At 47.3% G+C, this 11,739-nt stretch carries 9 protein-coding genes; 3 read left to right on the forward strand and 6 right to left on the reverse strand.

The window, feature by feature from the left end; translation table 11 throughout:
* Positions 1–167 precede the first annotated feature (167 nt).
* The 3 genes from QUB08_RS13310 to QUB08_RS13320 all read right to left on the reverse strand — a co-directional run bounded on the left by QUB08_RS13310 (position 168) and on the right by QUB08_RS13320 (position 4,046).
* Positions 168–1,982, reverse strand: coding sequence for an adenylate/guanylate cyclase domain-containing protein (locus QUB08_RS13310; RefSeq protein ID WP_333225150.1), 1,815 nt, complete (start codon positions 1,980–1,982; stop codon positions 168–170).
* Positions 1,983–2,370: 388 nt separating this feature from the next.
* Entirely contained in the window at positions 2,371–3,534 is a 1,164-nt protein-coding gene (locus QUB08_RS13315) for a FecR family protein (RefSeq protein WP_333225151.1), read from the reverse strand.
* Between the two features lie 191 nt (positions 3,535–3,725).
* Complete coding sequence (locus QUB08_RS13320; protein WP_333225152.1) at positions 3,726–4,046, reverse strand: hypothetical protein; 321 nt, start codon at positions 4,044–4,046, stop codon at positions 3,726–3,728.
* A 99-nt stretch (positions 4,047–4,145) separates the two neighbouring features.
* On the opposite strand from QUB08_RS13320, the gene petP reads away from it, so the two are divergent.
* From petP to QUB08_RS13335, 3 genes are all read left to right on the forward strand, one after another.
* Positions 4,146–4,346: a cytochrome b6f subunit PetP gene (gene petP / locus QUB08_RS13325; RefSeq protein WP_333054278.1), complete on the forward strand. Its 201-nt coding sequence runs from the start codon at positions 4,146–4,148 to the stop codon at positions 4,344–4,346.
* A gap of 185 nt (positions 4,347–4,531) precedes the next feature.
* Complete coding sequence (locus QUB08_RS13330) at positions 4,532–5,626, forward strand: Get3/ArsA fold putative tail anchor-mediating ATPase NosAFP (RefSeq protein ID WP_333225153.1); 1,095 nt, start codon at positions 4,532–4,534, stop codon at positions 5,624–5,626.
* A gap of 305 nt (positions 5,627–5,931) precedes the next feature.
* Positions 5,932–6,669 carry a Uma2 family endonuclease gene (locus QUB08_RS13335; RefSeq protein ID WP_333225154.1) on the forward strand — a complete coding sequence of 246 codons (738 nt, stop codon included), beginning with the start codon at positions 5,932–5,934 and terminating at the stop codon, positions 6,667–6,669.
* An 85-nt stretch (positions 6,670–6,754) separates the two neighbouring features.
* Here QUB08_RS13335 and QUB08_RS13340 read toward each other — a convergent pair whose 3' ends face one another.
* The 3 genes from QUB08_RS13340 to QUB08_RS13350 all read right to left on the reverse strand — a co-directional run.
* Positions 6,755–8,815 carry an elongation factor G gene (locus tag QUB08_RS13340; protein WP_333225155.1) on the reverse strand — a complete coding sequence of 687 codons (2,061 nt, stop codon included), beginning with the start codon at positions 8,813–8,815 and terminating at the stop codon, positions 6,755–6,757.
* A gap of 505 nt (positions 8,816–9,320) precedes the next feature.
* Entirely contained in the window at positions 9,321–11,234 is a 1,914-nt protein-coding gene (locus QUB08_RS13345; RefSeq protein WP_333225156.1) for a heavy metal translocating P-type ATPase, read from the reverse strand.
* A gap of 198 nt (positions 11,235–11,432) precedes the next feature.
* Positions 11,433–11,739 (reverse strand): hypothetical protein (locus tag QUB08_RS13350; RefSeq protein ID WP_333225157.1); only part of this gene is annotated, 307 nt, incomplete at its 5' end.

The raw sequence follows: 11,739 nt of genomic DNA on the forward strand, positions 1-11,739 counted from the left end.
GATTTTAAAGTCCCAAAAGCCTTTCGACCCCAATTATTTGACTGCTACCCCTTGACAGGTCAAGACAGTATCTACAACCAATATTTTAATTCCCCAGTATGAAGTAATTGGGCCTAATTAATGGGACATAATATCACAACTAATGCCCCATGCCCCATGCCCGATAACTAATGCTTTTCGCCCAAAATAGCATAAACCACAGTCTCTTCTTTTTTGCCTCGCAATTGAATCGAGCCTACTTTTTGGCCTTCGTAGCGATCGCGCACATAAGCAAAAGTCCTCGCCGTCACCAACAAATTAAAAGGACTGTCAGAAACAATTTCCTTATTCATCGCCTCCAATCTAGCAGCAACGTTGACAGCATCGCCAATCACAGAATAATTCAAACGCCGGGAACCGCCCACGCTACCAGCAACTAACTGTCCGGTATGCAAACCGATGCCAAACTTAATTAAAGGTTTGTGTTCACTTCTAAGCTGCTGATTAAGTTGGTGCAGCCGTTCGTGCATCGCAATACAAGCCGCAACTGCATTCAAAGCATCTTGTTGAATTTCTCGATATTCGGTATGACAAAAAGGCACTCCAAAAACGGCCATAATTGCATCACCGATGTATTTATCTACAACGCCGCCGTGATCCATAATACAGTTAGTCATCGCTTCCAAATAATTGTTCAACCAGGTGAGTAAATCTCGCGGCGGCATTTTTTCTGAAATGGAAGTAAAACTACGAATATCCATAAACAGCACCGTTGCTGTAAGTTCTTGAGGTTCGAGTTCTCCCTGTTCAAATATCTCCGCTTTGCGTTCCCAAATAAGCTGAGCTGTCTCCGGAGCGACGTGCTTTTCAAATAACCTCATCAACTGCTGCTTTTCGTACTGTTCCCGCAGTTGCAAAGCAGTGCCCGATAAAATGAGGGTGCCGATAGGTGCGGCAATCGGAACCCACCAAAAAAAGAAGCCAAATAACAATGCACCAGCCCCAATCCAAATTATAGGCAAACCGAGAGCGATCGCAATTCTCTCTTTAACACCTCGGTTGCCCAGAACCAAAGCGGTAAGGGGGCCAATCCCCAACAATAACAAAATTTCTAGGAGTATCGGCAGCCGCTGCAGCAAGCGTTGATTGAGCAAATTGTCAACCAACGCTGCATATAAATAAACCCCAGCCGTAGTCTTATCGAGAGGTGAAGATATCGGGTCTAAACCAGTAGCAACTATGCCCACTAAAACTAACTTATTAGTCAGAGCATCTGGAGGAATTCTACATTCTACGACATCCACAAAAGCATAGGTAGGTAGATTTTTAGTTTTTCCCGGCCAGTTAACCCAGACTTTTTTGTCCTGTTTATTTTTGGATTGTGGGATCAATACTGGATTTTGGGGATTAGCAGCATTGTACCTGTGAGTCATTGCTAAACCGAAATTAGGAATCCCGTTGAGAAAGATTTTTGACTCGCGGCTAATACCGTCGCTATCGGGTTCCTGGCCGATGTGGCCGACACCTGCGGCGGCTGCTTTTAAAGATGCTACGGGTTCTTCTTTAAGGGTTCTAGCGAGTACAACTTTGCCGTTGGCGGCGATCGCAGCGGCTAAAATATCATCTTTCGGACTTGGATCGAGGAAAAGAATGTCAAAACCCACTGCTGTAGGGGGAGATTTTTTCAGTGCTTCTAGCAGTTGGGCGTAGCGGTTGCGAGGCCAAGGAAATTGACCGTATTCCTGCAAGGAATGCGGTTCGATCGCAATTACCGCAATTCTCGAATCCCATCCAGGATTTGGCAAAATTCCAGATTCTCGAATTTGAAATAGCATTTTGTATCCCAAATATTCAAGGGGTTTCCATATTCCAAATTGCAGCATGGCTACAGACATTATACCTACTACTGCCCCTGTCATCCAGGGAGGATTTGTGCTTATATATTGCCGGAGGCCGATCAGTTGATTTTGTTTGAGATGATCAATCCATTCTTTGAACTTCATGCAATTAATTTGACGCAAAAATTGACATTCGAGTCCGAACTTCGAGACGAGTGGGAGTCAATCGATTTTAGATTTTAGATTTTAGATTTTAGAGGCGACCCCACGGATAAATACGTTCGGCAAGTTTCATCGGATACAGGTTTTTTATTTCTGGGTCCTGAGTCTGCTTTCGGAATGAATCACGTGGCGGGTATCCTGGATGCTTTCTGTCATGAAGTTTTACAATACCGCAAGGGCGAAGGGTGGGGCAAAATTTATTTATTTTGACTACCGAGATTCACCGCAAAATGCTTCGCACCTACACAAAATAATCAACCCAGATAGGACTTAGGATATAACTCACGTCCTCAGAGACGGCCCGCGTACATTACTCGCGACGATAGGTTGTTTAGCGAACTGCGAAGCTGTAATGCCTTTCTGTGACTGACGGGCCTCGCACTACGATTTTGAGGCGGCGACTTGGAGGTAAAATTCCTTGGACTTTGAAGTTGCCCTTTCGATCGATCTTAATTTCTTCGTTGTGGACATAAACTGTGTCGATCGGGTTAATTTGACCGCTGAGGCGATAGATATTGCCGCTGACTCTCAACAAACTGCGGACTTTGAGTTTAGCTAGGCGAGGCCTGGCTGAGGGCGCTACGGGCGAGGTTTGAGGGAAAATTGTCGTGGAGTTGCCGCCGTTGACAACTACTTCTGAGTCGGCGCTGCCGGATACTACGACTGCACCTTCAATAGTTTCGACTGCGGTTTTGTCGCCACCGACGCTGACGCCAAAGGATGTGCCCCGGACTCCGGCAACGCCTTCTGGGGTTTCAACCCTGACTGGGGCGGTTCTGGCAGATTTTTTTTGTTGGGCAATTTGACTGGATTTGCCAAGTCCGCTGAAGGTATTGAGGGCGACTATTTGGTTCGGCGGGATAATTGTTGAGGAGTTGGCTGCGGGAGTTGTCGCAGCAGTTTTGCCGATCGACAACCTGACTCGCCCCCTGCTGACAAAAATGGCTGTGTCTTTTTCGCCACCTGCACTGCTTGACAAATTGGATATTCTGACTGCGGTTTTTTCGGCAACTTCCACGACGCCGATGTTGTTGTCAATGCCTAAACGGGCTGTGGAATCGGGGCCGGTGATGATTTCGTCTCCGGGGGCGAGTAGCCGATCGCCCACAGCCGCTGGCCGGCCTTTAAAGCTGACTGTACCCCGAATTTCTTCTATTTCGAGCGATCGCCCGGCCGCTGTTCCCTGGGCGTTTATCGTGTCTGCTGGGGATGGATTCGCCGCCACGGTTGCCGGATTTGTTGGAGATTTTGAGGCGATTGCCAATGCTGGCGGTCGAGCGAGTGAGACAATTTTAGTAGCGTTAGACGGCTGTTTGGGGGATGGAGAGAGCGGACTGGCGATCGTCCCACGAAAGGGCGACAGACTCGCCAGCACAGCCAAGGACAAACTTAGGAGCGGAATTTTGGTCGATCGCCCACACGTAAACATTTTATTCATAATTTCAATTTTGTCATATTGAAGTTCCTCGACTTCCTTTCCTCTATCAGACGGCATACATCCGGAAATCGTTCCATTTTTTATGCCGTAACACAGCAGTAAAAATAAACTTTATCAGCCTGAAAGTTTAGCATTAAAAAAAAAATTATGTTCATATTTTAGTAAACTGTTACAACATGGCACTTTACTAAAATATGAGCTTCGGGAAAATTACCCAACCCTACTCAAAGTGCTTTGCAGCATCAACTTTAGCCGTTTTCAACGTGAGAGAGGGGAGATTTATATATAGCAAACATAAAATTAATTACTGCTTGTGGATGCCTTTTGGCTTCTGCCGGAAGGATGACTAATTGGGGAGAAATCCTGTAGTTGTGACAATTAATAAAAAGATGGTTTTTGCGAAGCGATAAAAAATAATTATCTAAGTGGTGAACAGCCTCTGACAGTGGAGCTTGCCGCTGTGAAACATTATGAAGCAAACCCAAGCGAGTCAGGGTAGACGATCGACCAACTCCGACTAGAATACCGTCTTTTAGGGAAAGTTGGTGGAAATTTCGAAGGAAAATCATAGGGAGCGATCGCCTGCTGGTGTGGCTGTTGAGAAGTAGACGCCAAACTGTAAAATGGACGGTTGTATATAGGTTATATAGAGCAGGAGAACAATTTCAGTGGCAATAGAAGTAGGTCAGAGAGTTAAGGTGCGCCGTCTCAGAGATCGGATACCTGCAAATATGGTGGGCAAGATAAAGGAGAATCCAGTAGGCACTGTTGACGGATTCAGAATGGTTGACGGTAGCGGAGTAGGCGTGGTTGTCAAGTTTGACGGTTTTGCGACTTGGTTCTTTGAAGATGAGCTAGAACCCGTTTAACAGATGTAGAAGGAAGAAGGAAGAAGGAAGAAGGAAGAAGGAAGAGGAAAAATTTTCCCAATTCTTCCCCTCTCCCACTATCCCACTATCCCACTCTCCTCTTCCTCCACTCTCCCCCCTCCCCCACTCTGGCTGAAGGTTGCGCTTAAATGTTAAAGAGTAAGCTTTGGCAGTGAGAACAGAAAATGGCTTTGATTTTGACATTTTTGGGCAAAGGCGGCACTGGCCGCAGCACGATCGCGATCGCAACAGCTAAAAAATACGCGGCTCAAGGCAAGCGAGTTCTGCTGCTCGGCCAAGATCCGGGCCCTGCATTGGGCATTCTGCTAGGGGTTCCCCTGACTCTCACCCCCCAGGAAATCGCCCCCAACCTCAAAGCAGTTCAGGTGCAAAGCGCGCCGCTGCTAGAACGCAGGTGGGACGAAGTTAAACAACTAGAAGCTCAATATGTCCGCACTCCGTTTTTCAAGCAGATTTACGGTCAAGAATTAGGAGTGTTACCGGGAATGGACAGCGCGCTGGCGTTGAACGAACTTCGGGAATACGAGGACAGCAAACAATATGATGTGATCGTTTATGACGGCAATGGCGGCATGGATACGCTGCGGATGCTGGGAATGCCGGAAATTCTGAGTTGGTACATCCGCCGCTTCCGTCAAGCTTTGGTAGATTCGGATTTGGGAAAAGCGCTTTCACCTTTTATTCAACCGGTTGTCAGCACGGTGTTGACTGTGGATTTGTCGGGAGACAATGCTTTTCAATCTACTAAGCAAGTCGATAATCTTTTGGATAAGGGTAAGGAAGCGCTGGCCGATCCAAACCGCACGGCGGCTTATTTGGTTACTACTGGAGATGCAAGTGCGATCGCAACTGCCCGCTATCTTTGGGGAAGTTCTCAACAAGTTGGTTTGACTGTGGGCGGTGTCATTGTCAATCAAGTATCGGTTACAGAAACTATTACTGGCGATTTTGATCCTTTGACGGCTGTTTCGGTTCCGGCGCACAGTGACAATAACTGGCAGCCGCTAATTGATGCTTTGCCAGATTTTTCGGAGGCCGCAAAAGCTCCTAAACCGATTAACATAAACATTGCACAGCGTCAAGTTAGTTTGTTTTTACCGGGGTTTGACAAGAAAGAAATTAAATTGATTCAATCCGGGCCGGAAGTGACGATCGAAGCCGGCGATCAGCGGCGTAATATTTTGTTGCCTCCGGCGCTAACTGGGAAATCTGTTACTGGTGCTAAATTCCTGAATGGTTACTTGATTATTTCTTTTTAGTGGTTAAGTTGTAGGGGATTTAAGCTGCAATTTAGGAACGGGCTCTCCGGCCGTTTCCACATTCCCGGGTTCCCCCGCTCTGCCGGGGAACCGATGTCTAGAGGCTCTGCCTCGCTCGATTGTGGAGGAAAATTGGAGGCAGAGCCTCCGGATCTGCGTTACCAGGCAGAGCCTGGTAACAAGTGGATCTGTTAGTCTGCGGAGGCAGACTTCGTTTGACAAGACCTGGTTTCAACCGCCGAGTCCTTATGATATTTATATAACCAGACACGATTTAAAGTCACCATCAAATTTGGGAAAACAGCATGGTTACACAACTGCAATCTCCCGACAAATCAAATATTATCTATCCCGACGACAACGGCGAACCAATGTCAGATAATACTGAGCAATTCCGATTAATCGTTTGGATTAAGGAAAATTCCGAACTATTATTTGCGAATGACCCGAATGTTTTCGTGGCCGGCGACTTGCTTTGGTATCCCGTGGAAGGAAATAATAAACTTTGCCAAGCACCAGATGTGATGGTAGTTTTTGGTAGACCAAAAGGTTATCGCGGTTCCTATAAACAGTGGAATGAAGATAATATTGGGCCACAAGTTGTGTTTGAAATTTTGTCGCCGGGAAATCGCCTCACTCCGATGATTCAAAAGTTTAAATTTTACGAACGTTACGGTGTAGAAGAATACTATTTATTCGACCCGCAAACATTAGAATTGACAGGATGGCAGCGGATTGAGGAAGAGTTAGAGACGATCGAACAAATGGACGGTTGGATTAGTCCCAGACTGGGGGTGCGGTTTGGATTGTCTGAAACCGGACTCGAAATGTTCGGGCCGTCGGGAGAACCGTTTGTGAGTTTTGTGGAACTCGCTCAACTGCGGCAGCAGGCCCAAGCACGGGCACAGGAAGCAGAGGAACAGGCTCAGAATGCACAGCAACGGGCTACTGAGGCAGAAACTTTGCTGGAACAAGAACGATCGCGATCGCAAGCTTTAGAATCAAGACTCCGAGAAATGGGAATCGACCCCAATGAATTGTAATTGCAACTCCTACAAAAACCCGGTTTCTTGAAGAACAGCAGTTATATCCTACTGTGCGAGAAACCGGGTTTTTTAAGACAATTACCTAACTTTTACCGTTGCCATTCCCATTTCCGTTAGTCGTTAGCAAAACCCGCTTAGCTAAAGGTTCCGGCACTTCTTGCAATCGATCGAACTCCCAATTAAAAAATCCGACTCCCATTGTCTGCGATCGCAATTCTACGATCAAATTCTGCATTTCTGCGATCGGCAAATAAGCAGAAACTGCATCCCATCCCTTCCAGCCTTTTTTACCTTCGTAGCCGAGAATTTGGCCGCGGTGTCCGCTGACCAACTGCAACACCTTTGATGTACACTCGTTCGGAGCGCAAATTTCAACTTTGGCGATCGGCTCCAGCAATGCCGGTTCGCACTTCGCCATTCCCTCCTGCATCGCCAAACGCGCCGCTTGCTTGAAAGCTTGTTCGGAACTGTCAACGGAATGATAGGAACCGTTCGTCAGCGTCACCGCTACGTCTACCACGGGGAAACCCAGCGGGCCACGATCCAAATACTCGCGCACTCCCACTTCCACGCCGGGAATGTACTGTTTTGGGACGACGCCGCCGACTATTTTGTCGGTAAACGTGAAACCTTCTCCGCGAGGCTGCGGTGTAATATCGAGGTACACGTCGCCAAACTGTCCGTGTCCGCCGCTTTGGTGTTTGTAGCGCCCGTGGATGGAAGATGCAGGTTTGCGGATGGTTTCTTTGTACGGCACTTGGGGTAAGTGAGTTACCATCGGCAAATTATACTTGCGGCGCAACCTGTCTAATGCTACTTTCAGATGGATTTCGCCTTGACCCCAAAGTATAATTTCGTGAGTGTCGCCGTGCTGTTCCCAGACTAAAGATGGGTCTTCTTCTAGCAATTTAGCTAAAGCGGAGCTCAGCTTAACTTCATCGTTGCGCTTTTCTGGGACGATCGCCAGTGCGTAGACAGGGGAGATGATTTCGGCTTTTGGCAATAGTTCGTCCGAGCCTAACACATCGCCTGTTCTCAAGCCTTCTAGCCTTCCCACAGCGACAATTTCCCCGGCGCTGACGGATTGCAAACTTTGCGTTTGCTGGCCGGTCAAGCGGTACAAACCGTTAACTCGAACGCCGTTCAAATTTGCTCCGTCTGCCAGCGTCCCCCGCCACATTCTCACTAACGATAGTTTGCCTCCCTGGGGCGTGTAATAGGTTTTGAGGATTTGAGCCAGAACTTTGTTGTCACTTTGTATAATGCCACGGCGATCGGCTGTAGTTTCGGGTGTCGGCGCTTCCCTCAGCAAAGCTTCCAGCAGAGGCCGCACGCCGAAATCTTGTTCGGCGATGCCGATGAATACTGGCACAATTAAATCTGCGCCTAATTCCATCTTTAAATCGCGGGTAATTTCTTCGGCGTCGGGATTGATTTCTTCGAGCAATTCTTCGAGTAAATGGTCGTCAAAATTCGCCAATTCTTCGAGCATTTCCTGTCGCGCTGCGCTTTCTTGTGTTTTGAGGTGTTCTGGAAGCGGGACGGGATCTGCGGGTGCGCCGGGGTGATAGTGGTAAGCTTGTTCGGTTACTAAGTCGATAAAACCGATGATTTGTTCGTTTTTGCCGATCGGATATTGGTGAGGTACGATCGGTCTACTGGAAACGGATTTGAGCGCGTCGAGCACGTTGGTGAAGTTGGTGCCACAAGTGGTTTCGTCTGTGTAAGCTCGATCGATCTTGTTGATGAAAACTAAGTGGGGAATTTCCCAATCATCGAGGAATTTAAACAGCGGTGCGAGGGTTAAAGTGCGATCGGCAACGGGTTCGCAAACAATTATCGCCGCATCCACACCAATCAGCGCATTGTAAGTTTCTTGGGCAAATTCTACCGAGCCCGGACAGTCGAGAAATGTGAAGCGGACGCCTTCGTATTCGGCGGTGGCGGTGTTGACTTCTACGCTCATTTTGCGATCGCGCGCTTCCGGCGAACTATCACCTATTGTGTTGCCATCTTTGACGTTTCCTTTGCGGGTAATTGTCCCTGTCACCGACAGCAAACTTTCCAGCAGTGCGGTTTTACCGCTTAAATAAGGGCCAACAATTGCAACGTTCCGCGTGGCCCCAATGACTTTGTGGTTCATATTGCCTCCAACAGAAAACTTGTTTTCCATTGCTCTTGGTGCAATCTGTTCTATACCATTTTCTAGACTTTTTCTAGGTTAATTTTTATTGCAGTTTCGAGCAATTTCTGATTTAGGTATGATTCTATACTTCTGACGCTAACGTATTTTGAGTAACAAAAACACAATTGTATTTTTTCTTAATATTTTGAATTTTTAACCGCAGATGAAGGCAAATCGGATTCTCGTTCCCAGGCTGTGCCCATTGGTAACAGCTTAAGACTAAAACTCATAATAATGTCGCTTGTAGTTGAGTCTCGATCCCCCTAAATCCCCCTTAAGAAGGGGAGTAGGGGTTGACTTTGAGAAGAATCTTGTCCCCCCCTTGTTAAGGGGGGTTAGGGGGGATCTAGGCTTCGATATAAACAAGAGATACGGTTAGTTTAACGTTAAATTGTCACCAATGAACTCTGCCTGGGAACGCATTTCACTCTTGCTCTGCCTCGATTTTAGCGGTTTTTCGTGTCTAATTTCTCAGCAACCGCAAACCGCTTAAGGTTACTATTACTGTAGAGCCTTCGTGACCGATGACGCCGAAAGGCATGGTGATATTTCCGAAAAAATTAGCCGCCAATAACAGCACAATGCAACTGAGTGCAAAAACAATGTTTTGTTTGACAACTTTTTGAGCGCGGCGGCCCAAACTAATTGCTTTAGCTAGTTGCTCTAACTTATCTGCCATCAATACTATATCAGCAGTTTCTAAAGCAACATCGCTACCAGAAATCCCCATCGCAATGCCCACGGAAGCTTGAGCGAGGGCGGGGGCGTCGTTGATGCCGTCTCCCACCATTGCTACAGTTTGATACTGGGTTTGTAGTTGTTTAATTGCCTGCACTTTGTCTTCTGGCAAAAGTTCGGCATACACTTCATGGATGTCTAATTGACGGGCGATGTGTTGAGCTGTTTGCTCGTTGTCGCCGGTGAGCATTATTATATGTTCTACGCCTAATTTTTGCAAGCGTTTTACCGTTGCTGCTGCTTCGGGGCGGATGGTATCTGCTACTGCAATGATTCCTAAAACTTCCTCGCCTTTTGCCACCCAAACAACTGTTTTACCCTCTGCTTGCAACTGCTGGCTGATTTGAGTCAATTCGGAAGTTGCTTCGACAAATTCGGCTTTACCAATGGCAATGATTTGATTGTTGACTTTGCCGACAATTCCTTGACCGATTTTTGCTTGTACATCGGTAGCGGTTGACAATTGTAACTGTTGCTGCTGGGCGGCGCTGACAATTGAAGAGGCGATCGCGTGTTCGGAATGAGCTTCTAGGGCAGCGGCAAATTGCAGAACTTCTGTTTCAGTATATCCGGCTGCTGGTACAATTTGGATAACTTCAGGTTTTCCCGTGGTGAGAGTTCCGGTTTTGTCAAAGGCGATCGCCCTGACTTTACCAATCATCTCTAATTGCGCGCCACTTTTAAACAAAATCCCCTGTCTCGCCCCGTTAGCAATTCCCGAAAGCAGCGCGGGCATAATCGAAGCCATCAGCGCGCAGGGGGAGGCGACTACTAGGAAAATCAGCGCCCGGTAGATTGTCTCTTCCCAATTCCAGCCCAAAACAAAGGGCGGCAAAGTTGCCAGAAGCAAGCCTAAACCGACAATTAATTTGGCATATCCGCGCTCGAATTTTTCCACAAACATTTGAGAAGGCGGCGCTGCTGTTTGCGCTTCTTGAACCAGCCGAATCACTCGCTGAATCAAGCTGCTTTCTGGAGTTTTATGAACTTCGATTTTCAGCGCGCCGACACCGTTAATTGTACCTGCATAGACTTCATCGCCGCTGGTTTTCTCCACGGGCATCGATTCGCCGGTAATCGAGGCTTGATCGATCGCACTGTAGCCTTCAATAATTATCGCATCTGTGGGGATGATTTCTCCGGGCTTGACTAAAATGCAATCGCCAATTTCCAATTTGTCGATCGCAACTTCCCGTTCCCCGCCGTACATTACCACCCTAGCAGTATCCGCAGTCAAACTCATCAAACTGCGGATACTGCGTTCAGTCCGCTGCATAGCATAACCTTCCAGCGCGCCGCTAATTGCAAAGATTAAAATCAACACCGCACCGTCAACAATTAAATGATATTCTTGCCGCCACAGCCCCAAACCGGCCGCGCCCAAAGCAGCGACAATCATTAACAAATCTACATCTAATTCGCGTTCTTGAAAAAGCGTAGTTAAGCCTTCGCGGGTACTGGAATAGCCGCCGATAACATAAGCTGCGGGTAAGATTAACACGGCTACGCCCAGCCAGCCGAATTGCAGGGCTAGCGAACCCAAAATTACTAGAATTCCGCACAGGGCGGCAGTCACAGCATCTGGATGTTCTTCGGCGAGGCGCCAGAGGCGAGAAAGGGGGAGGGAATTGGAAGTCATGGGGGAAATTTGATTTGGTAGAATGACTCCTGTAGCCTAAACCTTGACATTAATGTCAATGTCAAGAGTAAAACTAAAATAAATTACAAAACTCGCCCCTCGTTGAGTCGCAGAGTCCGACATTCCGACAGGGAATGAATTCCCTGTCTCATAGCGCAAGTCCTCTGAAAGAGGACTGAAGATAGCTGAGAATTGAATTTAATGTTTTAGTCGGTTAAAACCGACTTCTGCTATGAGACGGGGAATTGATTCACTCCTAGGACTGCGGGTGAATTCGAGAACCCAATATACAATCCCAAAATTCCCAAAATCCAATGCAATAAGAATAGTTGAGTCCCAGAGTCCGACAGGGAATGAATTCCCTGTCTCATAGCGCAAGTCCTCTGAAAGAGGACTCAAGAGAGTTGAGAATTGAATTTGAAGATGGCTGAGAATTGAATTTAATGTTTCAGTCGGTTTTAACCGACTTCTGCTATGAGACGGGGATTTCAATCCCCGGCGGACT

The sequence above is a fragment of the Microcoleus sp. BR0-C5 genome (genome assembly GCF_036705045.1).
Classification (GTDB): domain Bacteria; phylum Cyanobacteriota; class Cyanobacteriia; order Cyanobacteriales; family Microcoleaceae; genus Microcoleus.

Coding starts and splice junctions, on each gene's coding strand:
- QUB08_RS13310 (WP_333225150.1), bottom strand. CDS start 1,982: ATGAAGTTCAAAGAATGGATTGATCATCTCAAACAAAATCAACTGATC.
- QUB08_RS13315 (WP_333225151.1), bottom strand. CDS start 3,534: ATGCCGTCTGATAGAGGAAAGGAAGTCGAGGAACTTCAATATGACAAA.
- QUB08_RS13320 (WP_333225152.1), bottom strand. CDS start 4,046: ATGATTTTCCTTCGAAATTTCCACCAACTTTCCCTAAAAGACGGTATT.
- QUB08_RS13330 (WP_333225153.1), top strand. CDS start 4,532: ATGGCTTTGATTTTGACATTTTTGGGCAAAGGCGGCACTGGCCGCAGC.
- QUB08_RS13335 (WP_333225154.1), top strand. CDS start 5,932: ATGGTTACACAACTGCAATCTCCCGACAAATCAAATATTATCTATCCC.
- QUB08_RS13340 (WP_333225155.1), bottom strand. CDS start 8,815: ATGAACCACAAAGTCATTGGGGCCACGCGGAACGTTGCAATTGTTGGC.
- QUB08_RS13345 (WP_333225156.1), bottom strand. CDS start 11,234: ATGACTTCCAATTCCCTCCCCCTTTCTCGCCTCTGGCGCCTCGCCGAA.